The sequence below is a fragment of the Oceanobacter sp. 1_MG-2023 genome, assembly GCF_030689025.1.
GTDB lineage: Bacteria > Pseudomonadota > Gammaproteobacteria > Pseudomonadales > Oceanobacteraceae > Oceanobacter.
Map to the genome: position 1 here is coordinate 99,344 of NZ_JAUYWA010000011.1, position 17,939 is coordinate 117,282.

Sequence of the window (17,939 nt, forward strand, 5' to 3'; positions counted from 1 at the left end):
GCAGGGAGATTTTTAGTTAGGACTCTAACTAAAATGATGAAAAAACAAACAGGTTATTAAACGGCGTCTGCCATGATCTGGCGCTGTGTTCGAACAATCACAGAGGGCGTCCGTCCGGGTCGCTACTGCCTGAGCCTGGTCTCTTCGGTATTGTAAAATCCCGAATCTGGTACTCTGCCGATCCTGCCCCAGTGGTAGCATCGTCACTCTTTGGATGCTGTCTTGGCGGCTGCATTCATGCATTCCGATTTCCTGATAAAAAGGTCACGCCATGAACCCGATCAATTGCCAACAAGCTCGCCAGATGCTCGATGATGCGGTTAAACAAGCCGAGGATATGGGATTGAATGTCTGTATTTCGGTCGTCGACAGCGGTGCCAACCAGGTTGCTTTCCTGCGGATGGACAAGGCCTTTCTGGGGTCAACTGAAGTCAGTCAGCGCAAGGCCAGAACAGCGGTTTTATTTCAGTGCCCGACCGATGTGTTTGGTCAGGTTATCGAGCAAGAGAAGCTGCTCGGCATGGATCAGATCGATGGTGGCCTGATGGCATTCGGGGGTGGTTTGCCTATTCTGGTGAATGGCGAACTGATTGGAGCGGTAGGCGTTTCAGGCGCGACGGCCAAGCAGGACAAGGCTATTGCGACAACGGCCATAACCGCTCTGTTGGCGCAGCTGGCGTCGTAAACGCCAGCAATCCGCTCGCTCTGTCAGCCGCGCAGATGCTCAAACACATCGTCGACCAGTTCATCGAGATGGCATTCACCCGGACGGGCACGCGCATAAGAACGTAACCCCATCAGCTGAACCTGCAGATAACGTGCTTGCCGCTCTGGATCAGCAGTCGCTGCGGTCTCTCCGCTTGCTCGCGCCTGAGTCAGTACCTCGGCAAAGGCGGCTTCCATTTCGGCCAGCCAGTATTTGGCTTCTGCCAGTAAATCGGCGTTGTCATCGGTCAGTTCGGTGATGGTTTTCACCAGCATACACATACTGCTGGGAGTCGATGCCGGATCACTGCATACCGCGCCTTTAACAAAGGCTTTTAATCCGGCCAGCGGCGATCCCGCCTGCTCCACACTGGTACGCAGCCGCGCTTTACTCATCGCGGCATAGTGGCCCAGCACTTCCTTGAACAAGCCTTCTTTACTGCCGAAGCTGGCGTAAATACTGCCAGGACGCATATCCATGGCCTGCTGGATATTACGCATGGAGGTAGCGTGAAACCCTTTTGCCCAAAACAGTTGTGTGGCGTTGTGGATCGCCTCTTGGCGATCATGCTTGGCGTGAGACACCCTTGAATTCTCTTTTTGTAACGATCGTTCAATTCTACCTTGAACAAACGTTCAAATCCAGCTAGAGTGATTCCAATGATTAATAAATAACCGCGACAATCGCGGGCCTCTGGAGCAAACATGCAATCCTTTACTCTGCACACCCTGGAATCCGCCCCGGCCGAAAGCAAGCCGCTGCTGGAAAAATCGTTACGAGCCTTTGGCTCTATTCCGGGTCTGCACGCCGTGATGGCCGAATCGCCAGAAACACTGGAAGCCTACCAACAGCTGCACCAATTATTTACGCAAACCTCATTTGATGCTGAAGAACTCACCGTCGTCTGGCAAACCATCAATGTTGAACACCAGTGCCATTACTGCGTACCGGCTCACACTGCCATTGCCAATATGATGAAGGTTGATCCTGAGCTGACCGAAGCACTCCGTAATGGTACGGCCATGCCAACCGCCAAACTGCAAGCGCTGCATGACACCACACTGGCGATGCTGCGTGGTCGCGGTAACCTTGCCGATGCCGAACTGGATACTTTTTATGCTGCAGGCTATGGCCCCAAACAAGTCCTGGAGATCACGCTGGGCATGGCGCAAAAAGTAATGAGCAACTACATCAATCACTTCGCCAAAACACCAGCGGATGAACGCTTTCAACAATTTGCCTGGAGCCCGAAATGATCAAGTTTTACTACCACCCAACCCCAAACCCAACCAAGGTGGCCCTGTTTCTGGAAGAAACCGGTATGCCTTACGAACTAATCCCGGTGGACACCCTCAAGGGTGAGCAACACCGCCCGGAATACCGCGCCATTAACCCCAATGGCAAGACGCCAGCGATTGAAGACGACGGCGTACGGGTGTTCGACTCCAACGCCATCCTGCTCTATTTGTCAGAAAAAAGTGGTCAACTGGGAGGCACACCAGCCACCCGTGCCGAGTTGCTGTCCTGGCTGATGTTTGTGGCTACCGGGCTAGGGCCTTACTCTGGTCAATCAGTGCATTTTCGTCGTGCCGCCCCAGAGCCGATTCCTTACGCCCTCAATCGTTACTGGCGTGAAGCCCGCCGTCATTATTCAGTGCTGAATACCCATCTGGCGAGCCGTACCTTTATCGTCGGTGAGCAATACAGCATCGCAGACATTGCCGCCTGGGGCTGGATCGACAAGGCTACCGTGGTACTGGGTGATGATGGTGCTCTGAGTGAATTTCCGCACCTAAAGGCCTGGTTTGACCGTATCAACAGCCGTCCAGCCGTCGAACGCGCCCGCACCATTGGCCAGCACGCCGAATTCCAGAGTGAGTTGGATGACGCTGCCCGTCGCGCCCTGTTCCCGCAAAATTACCCGGAAGTCGATGCGGCGGAATAAACCGCCACGATCAGCACGGCAGCAGTCCCTTTGCGGGGTACTGCTGTCTCGAACAGTAGAACAGCAGTTAGATAAACCGCGTCCGCGGCTTGCTCAGGCCTCAAGCGGTATCAGATGAATATCACTCTGGGCAAAAATACGACACGCCAACACAATACTCTGCTCTTCATCCCGTGGCGTAATATGCGCCCGACTCATCTTTTTGCTGAGATAAGTGCCACTGGTCACCTTGACGCGGCATTTACCACAGCCACCGCCCTTGCAGCCAACCGGCACCGGGGAATTCTCTGCCCAGCCCATACTGGCCAGTACATTGTTTTGTGAGTTGGTTTCAAAGCATCGTGATTCATTCATCACGCGAACCTGATAACAGGCACGATCTGGCGATACAACAGTCTGCTGATTATTCATGGTCACACTTCTTTTTATTGTTAACCGATGACCTTTCATATTACGTAGGTAGCCCAAAAAATCGCCCATATATTGGCGTCAATTCCGGGAAATAGGATTCTTGTTTACGGGATCAATGATCAGCAGAGCAAACCAACCAGAACCGTCAGAAAGTCTGGGAGGCAACGCAGGGGGTACACATCTCCCTGGTGTAATACCGTCAATTATTCAGCCTGTGTGATCGGCCCTTGCTGCTATTCCATGTCATGTTCATCGATATGCCTTTCCCATCGCAATCCATTGTCAGAAGGGATCAAAGAGGCACTTTTTTCTGTTTTTCAAGGCTGACCAGTGTCAACAACAGAAAAGCATCTTGACTCTTCATGGTGCTTTTCAGGCTCCCGTCCTGTGTCCCGGGACAAGGGACAGCTGGATCATAGTAAATGGGTGATTACAATAATTGCCATATGCGCCCGTAGCGGCTTTTGATTTTGTGCCCAGCCACCTTAGGCAGAGACAGAGAAGCACCAATAAATACAGGCAGAAAAGAAGCGTGTTATCGCCAATAAACACGAGACCCCAACACAGAGAGAAATGAGCACGGTAAAAACCTACCCTGTTCTATATGCGATGCGCGGGTGGTTATTCATAGAAATGCCAGGGAAATAAAACAGGCGTTTCAGAAAGCCGAGAGAGGTTCACAATTGAGGGGAGTCACGGTGTTGTGTCCGTTGATATTCACGGGTTCATATACTTTGTCGGCTGCCGCTGGATTGCACAGGATGTGCCCTGCCAGAGGACATACCCAGTCGACCCAGGCAATCAAGGCCAGACTGGATAATCTCGCGCAGAGCAATAAGCATACTGCTCTGCGCGATCACCAGACCGTTACTGAACAGACGTCAGTTCAGGGTAATAAGTCGGTGCTTGACGTGGCTGTGCCACTTCCTGGTAAGAGTAAGCGATGCTGATCAGCGTTGCTTCATCAAACTCTCGGGCCAGAATTTCGAAACCCACAGGCTGTGCTGGGCTAACGCCGTCGTCTTCATCCGCCATACCAGCAGGCATGGACAAGGCAGGGAAGCCAGAGAACGGGCTCAGACGGTTCGCACTACCAGCACTTGGGCTGCTACCCAGATCACCGGCCAGGCTTTGCAGGGTTGGGTACAACAGCACGTCGTACGGCTCTGCACCTTCACCAGCAGCGGTATTGTCCAGGGCTTCCAGAATACGGGGACGCACAAACGTTGGGCGATCAACCGTGTTCAGAAGGTATGTTTCATCAGTGCTCAGATCCACATCAAGGTTGTTACGTGATGCGATGGTTCTGGTGTTACGCTCCAGGTAGCCGGCGCTGTCCTGGAAGTCCTGATAGGTACGCAAGTGTCCGTCCAGGTTACTCGACCAGCTATGCAGGTAGGTTTCCATATCGCGGGCGAACTCATACGACGACATACTGCGGTATTTGCTCAGAATCTCGTCCATATCCGGGATCACGACGTCTTCAACCGTGGCACCTGCCGCTTCCATTGCCGCCAGTGCTTCGTTCAGCTTGGCCTGTACGATCGCATTATCACCTTCATTATCACCAAACAGACCACGTACCACACCGATACGAGCACCGTTCAGTGCATCAGCATCAAGGAACGCGGTGTAGCTTTCCGGAACGCCTGTTACTTCTTGATAAGAGGCTTCATCAGCCACCAGTGCGCCATCAATATCGAAGACTTCGCGCTGACCTGAATGTGAAGACTCATCAAAACCAACCAATACGTCCATCGCAACGGCACAGTCTTCAACCGTCCGGCACATTGGGCCGCCGGTATCCTGCCAGGCAGCCAGAGGCATGATGCCGTCCTGACTTACCAGTCTCATGCTGGGACGAATACCAACCAGTCCACCGAGGCTGGACGGAACACGGATGGAACCACCGGTATCAGTACCCAGGCCAAAAACGGCCAGGCTAGCGGCGATACTTGCGCCGGTACCAGTAGAAGAACCGCCCGCACCTTTGGTCTGGTCATAAGCATTCTTGACCAGACCACGCACGGAGCTTTCACCACGGAAGCCAAATGCCAGCTCATCCATGTTCGCTTTACCCAGGATAATGGCACCGGCGTCACGCAGTTTTTCGATGGTGTAGGCATCGCGGCTCGGCTGGTTGTACTGGAATGCAGTTGCACCACCAGACGTGTACATATCCGAGGTGTTGTAGTTATCTTTTGGCAGCACCGGGATACAGTACAGCGGCTGATCATCGAGATCAGCGTCGGTACCGTAATTCTGGTCAAATTCAATGGCTCGGCCAATGGCATTCGGATTGGTCAGCACAACAGAGTTGAGCTCTGTGCCACCCACCACCGTGTCATAGGTGTTAATGCGATCCAGATAACCGCTGACAATTTGCTCGCAGCTCATCTGTCCAGATGTAATGGCGCTATGAACGCTGGCGATCGTTGCTTCAGAAAAGTTGAAATCCTCAGCGGCGGCGGCAGGAGAATCGTTATCGGAAGAGGAACTTCCGCAGCCAGAAAGCAGCAACATGGTTGCGGTTACTGCGGTAATACTGAGTACCTGTTTGGAGGCTTGCATATTTTTACCTTGGTTTGAAAATTTTGAAGAAATTTTCCCGGTTAATTTGTCAAGTCAGATCAGCTTCCGTTGTTGATCGTAAACATGCGTAAGCACACATCGCGCCACATCTTGAAACTTATTGACAAAAAACATAGGTAAGCAGCCATAACACCATGATCTATGTCATGGTCATTCATAAATCTAATACTAAAGTTTCAAATATAGTCCTGAAAAATATAAAAACGCCCATTTATAGAGCAATAAAATAAACCAACTGCTCTATTTTAAGGAAAATGATCCACCCGAAAGCCTCCGCTCTGTCTGATCCTCAGTGATCCTCTGTCTGCGGTACCGGCTGCTCAACAGCAAGACGGCGCTATCTGGCAGCACTCAAAATCAATAAAACCAAACACCCGTTAGCAAAGCGCTGCCGCGGCTTATAAATAAAGATCCAGTGGTATGCCTGGTCTGCCAGCACTCATTGATCATTCTTATTTTGACTCTCCAAATCAAATAAGAATAATTCTCATATTGTTTACTTTTAGATGCGAATGAGTTTCAATCATAAATGTTACTTTATAACTTTAAGGAGCAATGCCATGAAACCAGGGATTCATCCAACCTATGATTACGTTGTGTTTCGAGACACCAGCTGCGGCGCAACGTTTTTGACCCGATCAACCTGCACATCCACCGAAACCATTGAGTGGGAAGATGGTAAAACCTACCCACTGATTAACATTGAAGTGTCCAGTGCCTCCCATCCGGTGTACACCGGAGAGCAACGGAAAACGAATAAAGAAGGCCGTATTGCCCGCTTTAACCAACGCTTTGCGGGTATGAAAACCCGGCTGGGCAAATCCTGAACCGGAGGCTGATACATGCAGGTATTAAGCTCACTCAAGACTGCGAAACTACGCCATCCAGACTGCCAGATCGTCAGACGCCGTGGTCGTTGTTATGTGATTTGTAAAAGCAATCCCCGCTTCAAGGCTCGCCAGGGCGGAGTCAAAAAGAAATAATTCAGACGACAGCATACAAACAAGGGCACTCAGCAATGGCCAGGAGTGCCTTTGTACCCCCGGCATCACTGCCGATATTCCCTTGCAGATGGCCGGAACAGCCAGTGCCCGCAGCATGATCAAAGCACCGCATCCAGCACATAGACATAGACATCGCATGACGCGCCATTGCGGCACAGGATCACCAGCCCTTCAGACTTGCCCAATCCCATCAGGAAGGAGCCGTGACCTGCAGAATATCGGAGCGGCTGGCAGCGTATTTCATCACGATTTGTCGTTGTTTGAGCTTGGCCTTGAAGCGGGCTAGATCCGCCAGAGGAATGGCAGCCGCCGTTGGAATATCCGCCGTCATAGGATCAACCGGCCGGCCGTTGATATGAAACTCAAAATGCAAATGGGGACCAGTGCTGCGGCCGGTATTCCCCGACAAAGCAATTTTCTCGCCGCGCTGCACCTGATCGCCTTTTCGCACCAGAATTTTCTGCAGATGCAGATAGCGCGTTGTGTACGCACCACCATGATCAATATCGATGTATTTGCCCGCGTATCGATGATTACCGATACGCCGCACCGTACCATCCCCGGTACTGACGATCACAGTCCCCGGCGGAGTCGCCAGATCAACCCCGTTATGCGGCGACCGCCGCCCGGTAATCGGGTGCAATCGGTTTGGACTAAAAGCAGAACTGACCCGATAAGGTTTCCGGGTCGGCCAGCGCATAAAGGCCGGTGTTACGCTTTCACCCTTGTCATTGTAGTAATTGCCATCCTCGAACAGAAAAGCGGTGTAGGTTTGATCGCCACGCACCAATGAAATGGCCTCCAGACGAGTATGGCCGGTGCTCTGGTTACTGGTGACCTCATGCCCGACAATGACCGAAAACGTATCCCCCTTGCGCAAGTCCTTGCGGAAATTCAACCGGTTCCCCAATAACTGATCAATCAGCAGGATTTGGGCCTTCGTCAGTCCGGCGCGAAGCGCGGATGTATACAAACTGCCATCCACAACGCCCCGGAGCACTTCAACCACCCAGCGGGTATCTGCGGTGAATGCCTGATATTCAAAAGAGCCATCGGGTTGTTTGACATAAGTGACCTTGCGAGCCGCATCCAAACGCAGTGTGAGTGCTGAAAACCGGCCCTGGGGATCGTATACCAACGCAAGCTCGGTGCCTGGGGTCAGTGTCTCCAACGACAAATACGCCTCATCCGCCTCCATAATGTAATGCAAGTCAGTCACTGACACCTGGTTGGCACTGAACATTTCGCTCAGTGTATCCCCGGCCTGAACCCGAATGACCCGTATACGATCGACAGCCTCCTCGGCTGACGGCGTCTGTGAGGTTTGTTTCTTATCGTTATTGGCCGCCATGGGCAGATCAGCGGAGTGGTGATCAGGAGCAGGCAGCTGTGCCTGAGCAGGTGCCTGATTGGCGAACACGCTGACCAGCATGACAATGGCCACAGATCTGATTGTCCCCACTACCGTGGGGGTGTGGTCAAACACGGCCACCGGTAATCCTTGTCGTATCGGGCAGCTCATCCAGAATGCCCGGATGAGCTGTTTGACCTTGCAGCACAAAGCGCCGGAACCGCCAACTAACGACCGTAAGATTCCCAAAAAACAACACCCCTTGTTGATGATCGTCGCGGCCGTTTTCTGTTTGCGCGCCACTCTCGCCACACTCGCCACTATTGAGCCGCTATTCACTCTCTTGACCACTCTTTACCCTCTCTTCGGTTTCCTGGGGCGACGTGCCAGCACTCAGCACTCATCCCCCGCCCTCACAAATATTTCCCTGGAGCATATTCCCAATCGCCAAAATGTTATATTATAACATTTAATAATAATCAAAACGGCCAAACCAATGTCTCCATCCAACAGGAAAACCAAACCGTGGATCAAAAAACTGCTCTGGTCATTAGTGCACATTCTGCCGATTTCGTATGGCGCGCTGGCGGCGCCATTGCCAGCCATGTTCAGCAAGGTTGGCGAGTAAAGATCATCTGTCTGTCATATGGAGAGCGTGGTGAATCCGCCAAGCTGTGGCGACAACCCGGCATGACGCTGGAGGCCGTTAAAGAAGCTCGACAGGAAGAAGCACAACAGGCCGCCGATATTCTGGGGGCCGAGGTAGAATTCTGGGATATCGGCGATTACCCGATGCGTGTTTCCGACGAAACGCTGCTCCGCCTGGTCGATACCTATCGCGCGTTACAACCGGAATTTGTGCTCTCGCACTCAGAAAAAGACCCCTACAACTTCGACCATCCCCTGGCCATGCACGTGGCTCAGGAAGCCCGCATTATCGCTCAGGCTGAAGGCCACAACCCCGGTCAGCAAGTCATTGGCGCGCCCACCATGTACTCCTTCGAACCACACCAAACAGAACAGTGTGACTGGAAGCCAAATACCTTCCTCGATATTACCGACGCATGGGAAACAAAGCGTAAAGCCATTGAGTGCATGCAGGGGCAGGAACATCTCTGGGCCTACTACACACGTGTTGCCCAGCAGCGTGGCGTACAGGCCAAGCGTAATGTTGGTATTACCAGCAAGCGCACGATCACCTATGCCGAAGCGTACCAGCGACTCACGCCGACGGTGTCTGAAACCCTCTGATCCGCACTGGCGGGAGCTTGCTCCCGCCGTACCACTTATTGAGCGCCACCAACTCGTGGGGCTGACTATTCGGAATGTTTCCATGAACGCAATGCTTCCAGATATCTCTGTCACCGATACAGCTCCCCTGTCCGGGCCACTGCAATGGGTGGGTATGCAAGGAATCGACCTGCCGATCACCATTGCTGAAGCGGATTACCGGCGCGAACTGCACGCCCGTGCCGACGCCCAGGTGAACTTGCCCAATCCCCATATCAAGGGGATTCATATGTCACGCCTGTATCACTTGCTGGCGCAAATCAGCAACGGCGAACCACTGACAGCCACCGCTTTACACACCGTATTAACCGCCATGATCGACAGCCATCACGACTGCGGCAGCAACAATGCCCGGGTGCTGTTGCAGTTTGAGTTACTGGTATTACGCCCGGCACTGCACTCCCAGCATCTGTCTGGCTGGAAATCGTACCCTGTCTCCCTGGAAGCCCGGTTACAGAACGACCAGTTCCGCCTGACCGCAGAAATCCGCATTGGTTATTCGTCCACCTGCCCCTGTTCCGCGGCCTTGTCGCGGCAACTGGTTGAGCAAGGCTTTATCGATACCTTTGGCCACCAGCAACACATTGACCTGACAACCGCCGCCAGCTGGATTCGTGCCAACGCCACGCTGGCCACCCCCCACAGCCAACGCAGTGAAGCCATCATCAAGGTCGAGCTGCCGATGGATTCTGCCGACCTTGGCTTACTGGCATTGGTGGATCAGGTAGAAAAAGCAGTAGGAACACCACTACAAACCGCCGTAAAACGCGTGGATGAACAGGCATTTGCCGAACTGAACGGCCAGAACCTGATGTTTGTCGAGGATGCCGCCCGCGCCATTCAGGCAGCACTGGCAGACCATTATCAGCGCCCCAGAGTACAGGTTCGCCACCTTGAAAGCCTCCATCCCCATGATGCCGTCGCCTGGTCGGATGACAGCATCGCTACCGGAATGCCAGCGTCGTTATGAAGATCAGCGTTGCCAAAATACTGATTGGCCTGGTGAAGGGCTACCAGATGTGGATCAGCCCCTTGCTCGGTCACAACTGCCGCTTCTATCCCAGTTGCTCGCAATACGCCGTTGAAGCGATTCAGCTGCATGGTGGCTGGCGTGGCAGCTGGCTGGCCCTGCGACGACTGGGCCGCTGTCATCCGTTCCATCCTGGAGGTTTTGATCCGGTGCCCGGCGTCCCTGACCCAGAGCCGAAATCCCTCTCAGGCCCAGAGACTCCAAAAGATGAGACTCAAAGAGACCGCCATGATTCGTAAAAACCCCCAGGGGGACTTGCCGCAAGTTCACCCCAGTGCGTTTGTCGACCCGACGGCTATTTTATGTGGGCCAGTGATTGTCGAAGAAAACGTCTTTATTGGCCCCTACGCCGTTATTCGCGCAGACGAACGTAATGCCGACGGTGGCATCGAGCCGATTGTGATTGGAGCCCACTCCAATATTCAGGATGGTGTGGTGATTCACTCCAAATCCGGTGCCGCCGTCCGTATCGGCCAACACACCTCGATTGCCCACCGGGCCATTGTCCACGGCCCCTGCGTGGTAAAGGACCGTGTCTTTATCGGCTTCAACAGCGTGCTGTTCAACTGCCAGATCAATAACGGCTGTGTGATCCGCTACAACGCGGTGGTCGACGGCTGCGAGCTGCCCGAAGACTTTTATGTGCCATCCACTGCCCGTATCGATGCCCACACCGACCTGGATAGCATGCCCAGAGTATCCGCCGACAGCAGTGAATTTTCCGAAGATGTTGCCCGTACCAACAACGATCTGGTCGCGGGCTACAAACATATCCAGAACGAGTTTTGAACCATGATTTTACCCCCCGCCATCGCCAATGAGGATTCCGCAATCAACGCCAACGAGGTACACATCACCCTGCCCGACGGCAATATCCTGCCCTTCACTCAGGCACCCACCCTGCTGGATGTCGCCAACGCCATCAGCCCACAGTTTGCCAAACAGGTGGTGGCCGGGTGCATCAATGGCGAAGCCCACGACCTCAGCGACCGGATCACCGACAACGCCGCCGTTACACTGACCAGGGCCAGCGACGACGACGGGATCGATATTATCCGCCACTCCTGCGCCCACCTGCTGGGGCATGCGCTCAAGCAGTTATTCCCAACCGCCCAAATGGTGATTGGGCCTGTGATCCGCAACGGCTTTTATTACGATATTGCCTACGAACGGACTTTCACACCGGACGATATCAACGCCATCGAAACGCGTATGAAAGCGCTGATCAACACACACTACGATGTGATCAAGCGCATGACTCCCCGCGCCGAAGCCATACAGCAGTTCCGCGACCGTAACGAGGAATACAAGCTGCGGCTGATCGACGATCTCCCGGAAGTCGACGAACTGGGGCTGTATTTCCATCAGGAATACCTCGATATGTGCCGTGGCCCTCATGTGCCCAACACCCGCTTTCTCAAGCATTTCAAGCTCACCGGCGTCTCCGGCGCCTACTGGCGGGGGGATGCCAACAACGAACAGCTGCAACGTATTTACGGCACCGCCTGGGCCACCAAACAGCAACTGAAAGATCACCTCACCCGGCTGGAAGAAGCCGAAAAGCGCGATCATCGGCGGCTCGGCAAGGAACTCGACCTGTTCCACTTTCAGGAAGACGCCCCCGGCGCCGTATTCTGGCACCCGAAAGGCTGGACCCTGTTTCAGCAACTGATCGATTACATGCGCCGCCGCCAACAACAGGCCGGTTACACCGAAGTGAACACCCCGGACATGATGGACCGCAGCCTGTGGGAAATTTCCGGCCACTGGCAAAACTACCGCGACCATATGTTCAGCACCGAAACCGAAGACGGTCGCCATCTGGCCCTGAAGCCCATGAACTGCCCTGGCAGTGTGCTGCTGTTTCATCACGGCCTGAAAAGCTATCGCGACTTGCCCATCCGTATGGGAGAGTTTGGCAAGGTGCACCGCTACGAGCCGTCCGGTGCCCTGCACGGCCTGCTGCGGGTACGCCACTTCACCCAGGACGACGCCCATATCTACTGCACACCGCAACAGCTGAACGCGGAATGCCAGACAGTGATTGCCCTGACTCTGGATATCTATCGCCAGTTCGGTTTTGACGATATCCGCATCAAGCTGTCGACCCGGCCCGACAACCGCATTGGCCACGACGAGACCTGGGATTTGCTGGAGCAGTCCCTGATCGACGCCCTGCAACAACAAGGCATGGAGTACCAGCTCAACCCCGGCGAAGGCGCCTTCTACGGCCCGAAACTGGAATTTGTACTGCGCGATGCCATCGGCCGCGACTGGCAATGTGGCACGCTGCAAGTCGATATGAACCTGCCCGAACGTTTTGACGTCAGCTACATCAACGAAGCCGGAGAACGCGAACGGCCAGTGATGCTGCACCGGGCACTGTTCGGCTCACTGGAACGTTTTACCGGAATTCTGCTGGAGCATCACAGCGGCAAGCTGCCGATCTGGCTATCACCCGTTCAGGCTGTGGTGATGTCCATTGCCGAAGCCCAGAACCACTATGCCAGCCAGCTGGCCGAGCTGCTGAACCTGCACGGTATCCGCACCGACAGCGACACCCGTAATGAAAAAATCGGCTACAAGATACGCCAGCAAACGCTGCAGCGCATACCTTACCTGCTGATTGCCGGCAAACAGGAAATCGCCGACGGCACCATCACCCTCCGCGATCGCCACGGCAAACAACTCGGCACCTATCCCCTTGCGGACGCCGTCGAGTTCCTGCAAGAAATGGTCATCGCACCGGACTTTACCCGCTCCGAACAACGCCGCCAGACCTTGCTGCAACAGCTGAACAAGCAGCAGGCCAAAACATGAACCAGCATGCCGATTTACTGCTCCGTGGTGGCACACTGCTGACACCGAACGGCCGTCAGATAGCGGATATCGCCTGCCGTCAGGGCCGTATTGTAGCGCTGGGAGATCTGCGTCAGTGGAGCAGTGATCAGCACCTGAACCTGACCGGATTACACGTATTGCCCGGCGTCATCGACAGCCAGGTACACTTCCGCCAACCCGGCCTCGAGCACAAGGAAACCATCGAAGCCGGTTCCCGCGGTGCTGTACTCGGTGGCGTCACCGCCTTTTTTGAAATGCCCAACACCCACCCGCTGACACTCAGTGGTGCCGACCTGCAAGCCAAACTCGACATCGCCGCCAACAGCAGCTGGTGTGACTACGCCTTTTACATCGGCGGCTCTGCCAGCAATCGCAATGAGATGCTGGCGCTGGAACAGCTGCCCGGCAGTGCCGGCATCAAGGTATTTATGGGCAGCTCCTTCGGCGATCTGCTGACCGACAACGACGACGTTCTGCGACAACTGCTCAGCCACGGCCAACGTCGACTGGCAGTGCATGCTGAAGATCAGGCCCGCCTGATAGCACGCAAACAACAGTTGGGAGACAACCATTCGGTACACCTGCACCCCCATTGGCGGGATGAACAAAGCGCCCTGCTGGCCACCCAAAAAGTCGTCCTCATGGCCGAACAGGCCGGGCGCAGACTCCATCTGTTGCATGTTTCAAGCGCAGCAGAAATGGCCTTTCTGGCGCACCATAAACGCCTGGTGGCGGTCGAGGTCACACCTCATCACCTCACCCTTGCGGCACCAGACTGCTACGAGCAACTGGGCACACTGGCACAAATGAACCCACCGGTACGCGACCAGCGCCATCAGGATGCCCTGTGGGCAGCGATCAACAACGGCCTGGTCGATGTGATTGGCAGTGACCACGCACCTCACACCCTGGCAGAAAAACAGCACCCCTGGCCGGACTCACCCAGCGGCATGACCGGCGTACAAACCCTGTTACCCATCATGCTCGACCATGTCCATGCCGGCCGCCTGAGCCTGCAACGGCTGGTCGACCTCACCAGCGCCGGCCCGGCACGGGTATTCGGCATCGCGGGCAAAGGCCGCCTGGCCGTCGGCTACGATGCCGATTTCAGCATCGTCGACCTGCAAGCCCAACGCACCATCCGCAACCCATGGATCGCCAGCATCAGTGGCTGGACACCTTACGACGGTCGCCAGGTAACCGGCTGGCCCATACACACCGTCGTCCGTGGTCATGTGGTGGTGCAGGACGAAACCCTGATGACCCGTCCAGCAGCCCAAACCATAAAATTTACCGAATCCTTTTTTGCGGAGCCATCCTGATGACCTCTAACCCCCAAGACACCAGCTCCACAAACCAGTTTGCCCCTCGCACCAGCATCGAACAGGTGGAAGAGAGCAACCAGCTGGCACCAAAGTTCGATGACCAAGGCCTGATTGCCTGCATCACCACCGACGCCGCCAGCGGTGACGTACTGATGCTGGGATATATGAACGCCGCAGCGCTCAAGCTCACCATCGCCACCGGAGAAGCCCACTACTGGAGCCGCTCCCGCCAGGTGCTCTGGCACAAAGGCGCGACCAGTGGCCTGACACAACAGGTAGAAGAAATGCGCATCGACGACGACCAGGACGCCGTCTGGATCAAGGTTCGAGTGGCCGGAAATGGAGCCAGCTGCCACGTGGGTTATCGCAGTTGCTTCTATCGCAACATCGCCGTCGCCCAACAATCAGCAACAAGCGATTCACTCACCTTTAATGAATCAGACAAGGTTTTTGACCCGGAACACATCTACCCCGGCATACCCAACCCGACCCAACTGTAACCCCCGCTCAGGGACAGGATAAAAAACACACAACAAGCGTGAGGGTAGCGGTCAAATCTTCCGGGCGGTATTCTGTGATCCAATTTTGCTTCAAGGCTCCGGATAGATGCGTGCCTTGGTAGTAACGACTCTCGTCAATGGGCTATCGATATGGATTTCAGTTCTCTGCTCGGCACTCTTGCTCGGTCTTCGGTGCTGGCAGCTACCCCTTCCTTCGACCTTCCCCTATGACCGACTACCCGACCCATCGTTATTACGAGCAACACGTACAGGATGTTTTTACCCGCTATGAGTCGGTAAGCAGTCCCATGCTGGCTTACTTCCCGATGGCTTTTCTGCCCGGCAGTCGAGTACTGGATGTTGGCTGTGGCTCAGGCCGCGACCTGAAGGCATTACTGGCCCAGGGTTACGATGCTTATGGCGTTGAGCCGGTGGATGGATTGCGATCTCAGGCAGTGGCACTGTGCCCGTCACTATCAACACGTATTCACGCCGGATATTTACCGGAAGTCCGCTCGGATAAACCATTCGATGGTGTGTTGTGCAGTGCCGTCTTGATGCACGTCCCCGTCGGCGAACAGCTTGAAGCTTTCGTCAACCTGCGCACCTTACTGAAAGTCGGCGGCCGCTTACTACTGGCGCTCCCCTCTCCCAGAGCAGATCTTGATCCACAACACCGAGATCCGGGCGGACGTCTGTTCCTGCCATTGGAAGCCGATCGTGTCCGTCTGATTGCAGAGCAGTTAGGGCTGGTTTTCCTGGGCCAGTTTACCAATGACGATGCCCTGGGCCGCAGTGATATGCAGTGGCATGTCATGCTGTTTGAAAAATCATCCGAACGTAACCGGCCTCTGGATCGTATAGAAGCAGTACTCAAACACGACAAGAAAGTCGCCAGTTATAAATTGGCCTTGTTACGCGCCTTCTGTGATATGTCTGATCGTGATGCCAGTGCCGTCTCCTGGCTGTCGAGTGGTTTTATCGGCATGCCGGTGCGGGCCTTGGCAGAGTGCTGGCTACGTTATTACTGGCCTCTGATCGCCTCGCCAGTGCATATCCCCCAAAGCAATAATGATCACCCCGGCAGTACTCGACCACCGGCTTTCCGCACTGCTCTGGGCCATCTGATCCAGCTTTGCCAAACCAATTACGGCACAGATCCGACCGTCACCTACAGCCTGTTTATCCTGGGTTGGAAAAAAGACAACCTGCCAGTCCCCATCGTGAAACAGCTGAATAAAACACTCGCGATCATGGCTCGCACCCTGATCGACGGGCCAGTCCGCCATGCCGCCCAAGGGGATATGTTCTGCTACGACAAAACCCGCAAGCTGGTATTGCTGGAAGTCGATCTATGGCGAGAATTCTGCCTGTCGGGCTACTGGATACGAGACTCCCTCCTGCTACGCTGGTCGGAACTGTGTGAAAGCTTTGCAAAACGCAGTGATCCAACTATCCATCGCGGCGTGGTACTGCCTCTGCTGGTACAAGATGAAGATCCCAAGAGAGAACAAGGCCTGGCCCGTCGTCTGTATGCAGAAGCAACAGATCTGACCTGTGTCTGGAGCGATACTCCTCTCAATATGAGTCGTATGGATGTGGACCATGTGCTGCCCTTCTCACTCTGGCACAACAACGATTTATGGAACCTGCTGCCGTCTGACGAAAAGGTCAACAATGCCAAGAGAGACAAGATTCCTGCGCCGGAATTTTTACGCCGCCGTCACGAGATCATTATCGACACCTGGCGCTTTGCCAATCAAATCGAACCCAAAGTCTTTCAATATGAAGTCCAACGCACGTTAGGTGAGTTCCACGTATCCCGCTGGGAACTCGATTTGTTCCAACACTTGTCTGAACGAGCCGCCCAAGCGATCTACCAGCGAGGAGAAGAACCCTGGCAATGGCAAGGCTGAATGGCGGGCGGGCCGCCCGCGCTCCCAGATGTACAAGGAACAACCGCCGCGCTCTCGGTATGTTATGAATAAACCCCCGCGCTCCCAGGTGTACGCAGCGCTCCCGGTGTTAACACTATGCCGCTCATCAAATCATGGGAGCGCGGACGGCCCGTCCGCTTTATCCTATGGAACGTCCCGGGCCAGAATGGAATGGCACACGCGGACTATGGTAAAAAGCCGTTCGAGGGCTGAGTAAATGGACGCGGCTAAAAATGCAGCGCCCCTTGTCCGGGAGCGCGGACGGCTCGTCCGCATCACAACTATCTGGCTGTCGGTACCTGGTTCGGCAGCGTCTTCAAGGCAGGAAGCCATGAGCAATCACACGCAGAAAGGAATTCACAGCCGAGGCTATTTACCTCATATCGACAGCGCTGAGTTTCAGGTCATTACCTACCGTCTTAACGATGCCTTACCGAAGGCTGTCATCGACCGGCTCAGGGATTTGCCGGACACTCAACGACGGCAACACACCGAGCAAGCCATGGATGCCGGTTACGGTCATTGCTGGCTATCCCCGAGGTTGCTGCATTGGTGGTGGAGAATTGGTTCTACTTTCATGGGACGCGCTATCAGCTGATTGCCTGGGTGATGCCCAATCATGTGCATCTGCTGATACGGGTATTGAACGGTGAGTCGCTATCTCGCATCGTGCATAGCTGGAAGTCTTATACTGGCAAGAAGATCTCGGCGTTGCTGGCGGGTTCGCCGCCATCGATATGGCAACCGGATTATTGGGATCGATATATACGCAACGAAGCGCATTTTCAGCGGGCAATTGAGTATATCCATCAGAATCCGGTGAAAGCGGGGTTGGTGAAAAACGCGGAGGATTGGCGTTGGAGCAGTGCTTATGCCAGTGCTAATGCGGGCGGGCCGCCCGCGCTCCCGAGTATACTATGAAGCAATCGCGGTAGTGTTCAAAATTCTGTGTCACCTCTATAGTTTACCCTCTACAGGGAGTGACACATCATGTCTGATAAATACGA

General features: G+C 54.5%; 19 protein-coding genes. 15 read left to right on the forward strand and 4 right to left on the reverse strand.

What is annotated here, in order from left to right:
• Positions 1-271 precede the first annotated feature (271 nt).
• Positions 272-685 (forward strand): heme-binding protein, encoded by a 414-nt coding sequence (locus Q8W22_RS09415; protein ID WP_305452203.1) that lies wholly within the window; start codon positions 272-274, stop codon positions 683-685.
• 23 nt (positions 686-708) lie between these two features.
• On the opposite strand, the gene Q8W22_RS09420 is transcribed toward Q8W22_RS09415, so the two are convergent.
• Positions 709-1,290, reverse strand: a complete 582-nt coding sequence (locus tag Q8W22_RS09420; protein WP_303433254.1) for a TetR/AcrR family transcriptional regulator — start codon at positions 1,288-1,290, stop codon at positions 709-711.
• Positions 1,291-1,410: 120 nt separating this feature from the next.
• On the opposite strand from Q8W22_RS09420, the gene Q8W22_RS09425 reads away from it, so the two are divergent.
• Both Q8W22_RS09425 and Q8W22_RS09430 read left to right on the forward strand, forming a co-directional pair.
• Entirely contained in the window at positions 1,411-1,962 is a 552-nt protein-coding gene (locus Q8W22_RS09425; RefSeq protein WP_305452205.1) for a carboxymuconolactone decarboxylase family protein, read from the forward strand.
• Entirely contained in the window at positions 1,959-2,651 is a 693-nt protein-coding gene (locus Q8W22_RS09430; protein WP_303433252.1) for a glutathione S-transferase family protein, read from the forward strand. Before Q8W22_RS09425 ends, Q8W22_RS09430 begins: the two co-directional genes overlap by 4 nt.
• A gap of 93 nt (positions 2,652-2,744) precedes the next feature.
• On the opposite strand, the gene Q8W22_RS09435 is transcribed toward Q8W22_RS09430, so the two are convergent.
• Together Q8W22_RS09435 and Q8W22_RS09440 are read right to left on the reverse strand one after the other, a co-directional pair.
• A complete protein-coding gene (locus Q8W22_RS09435; RefSeq protein WP_303433251.1) occupies positions 2,745-3,062 on the reverse strand; it encodes a 2Fe-2S iron-sulfur cluster-binding protein in 318 nt (105 codons plus the stop codon).
• An 867-nt stretch (positions 3,063-3,929) separates the two neighbouring features.
• A complete protein-coding gene (locus Q8W22_RS09440; RefSeq protein ID WP_305452208.1) occupies positions 3,930-5,633 on the reverse strand; it encodes an amidase in 1,704 nt (567 codons plus the stop codon).
• A gap of 581 nt (positions 5,634-6,214) precedes the next feature.
• On the opposite strand from Q8W22_RS09440, the gene Q8W22_RS09445 reads away from it, so the two are divergent.
• Both Q8W22_RS09445 and ykgO read left to right on the forward strand, forming a co-directional pair.
• Positions 6,215-6,481, forward strand: a complete 267-nt coding sequence (locus Q8W22_RS09445; protein WP_303433249.1) for a type B 50S ribosomal protein L31 — start codon at positions 6,215-6,217, stop codon at positions 6,479-6,481.
• Between the two features lie 15 nt (positions 6,482-6,496).
• Positions 6,497-6,637, forward strand: a complete 141-nt coding sequence (ykgO, locus tag Q8W22_RS09450) for a type B 50S ribosomal protein L36 (RefSeq protein ID WP_303433248.1) — start codon at positions 6,497-6,499, stop codon at positions 6,635-6,637.
• Positions 6,638-6,848: 211 nt separating this feature from the next.
• Here ykgO and Q8W22_RS09455 read toward each other — a convergent pair whose 3' ends face one another.
• The gene (locus Q8W22_RS09455) at positions 6,849-8,102 is read right to left on the reverse strand and encodes a peptidoglycan DD-metalloendopeptidase family protein (protein WP_305452210.1); all 1,254 of its coding nucleotides are present in this window, start codon (positions 8,100-8,102) and stop codon (positions 6,849-6,851) included.
• On the opposite strand from Q8W22_RS09455, the gene Q8W22_RS09460 reads away from it, so the two are divergent.
• From Q8W22_RS09460 to Q8W22_RS09505, 10 genes are all read left to right on the forward strand, one after another.
• Positions 8,089-8,475 (forward strand): hypothetical protein, encoded by a 387-nt coding sequence (locus Q8W22_RS09460; protein WP_305452212.1) that lies wholly within the window; start codon positions 8,089-8,091, stop codon positions 8,473-8,475. The genes Q8W22_RS09455 and Q8W22_RS09460 overlap by 14 nt on opposite strands.
• A gap of 59 nt (positions 8,476-8,534) precedes the next feature.
• Positions 8,535-9,260, forward strand: a complete 726-nt coding sequence (locus Q8W22_RS09465; protein ID WP_303433246.1) for a PIG-L deacetylase family protein — start codon at positions 8,535-8,537, stop codon at positions 9,258-9,260.
• Positions 9,261-9,342: 82 nt separating this feature from the next.
• On the forward strand, positions 9,343-10,269 hold the full coding sequence (folE2, locus tag Q8W22_RS09470) for a GTP cyclohydrolase FolE2 (RefSeq protein ID WP_305452213.1): 927 nt from the start codon (positions 9,343-9,345) through the stop codon (positions 10,267-10,269).
• Positions 10,266-10,568: a membrane protein insertion efficiency factor YidD gene (gene yidD / locus Q8W22_RS09475; RefSeq protein ID WP_303433244.1), complete on the forward strand. Its 303-nt coding sequence runs from the start codon at positions 10,266-10,268 to the stop codon at positions 10,566-10,568. Before folE2 ends, yidD begins: the two co-directional genes overlap by 4 nt.
• The gene (locus Q8W22_RS09480; protein WP_305415044.1) at positions 10,558-11,118 is read left to right on the forward strand and encodes a carbonate dehydratase; all 561 of its coding nucleotides are present in this window, start codon (positions 10,558-10,560) and stop codon (positions 11,116-11,118) included. Before yidD ends, Q8W22_RS09480 begins: the two co-directional genes overlap by 11 nt.
• A 3-nt stretch (positions 11,119-11,121) precedes the next feature.
• The gene (gene thrS, locus Q8W22_RS09485; RefSeq protein ID WP_305452214.1) at positions 11,122-13,149 is read left to right on the forward strand and encodes a threonine--tRNA ligase; all 2,028 of its coding nucleotides are present in this window, start codon (positions 11,122-11,124) and stop codon (positions 13,147-13,149) included.
• Entirely contained in the window at positions 13,146-14,492 is a 1,347-nt protein-coding gene (locus Q8W22_RS09490) for a dihydroorotase (RefSeq protein WP_305452215.1), read from the forward strand. The genes thrS and Q8W22_RS09490 overlap by 4 nt, the downstream gene beginning before the upstream one ends.
• Positions 14,492-14,995 carry a phosphoribosyl-AMP cyclohydrolase gene (gene hisI / locus Q8W22_RS09495; RefSeq protein WP_305452216.1) on the forward strand — a complete coding sequence of 168 codons (504 nt, stop codon included), beginning with the start codon at positions 14,492-14,494 and terminating at the stop codon, positions 14,993-14,995. The genes Q8W22_RS09490 and hisI overlap by 1 nt, the downstream gene beginning before the upstream one ends.
• 227 nt (positions 14,996-15,222) lie before the next feature.
• The gene (locus tag Q8W22_RS09500; protein WP_305452217.1) at positions 15,223-16,911 is read left to right on the forward strand and encodes a methyltransferase domain-containing protein; all 1,689 of its coding nucleotides are present in this window, start codon (positions 15,223-15,225) and stop codon (positions 16,909-16,911) included.
• Positions 16,912-17,454: 543 nt separating this feature from the next.
• Positions 17,455-17,853, forward strand: coding sequence for a transposase (locus Q8W22_RS09505; RefSeq protein ID WP_305452219.1), 399 nt, complete (start codon positions 17,455-17,457; stop codon positions 17,851-17,853).
• Positions 17,854-17,939: the final 86 nt, after the last annotated feature.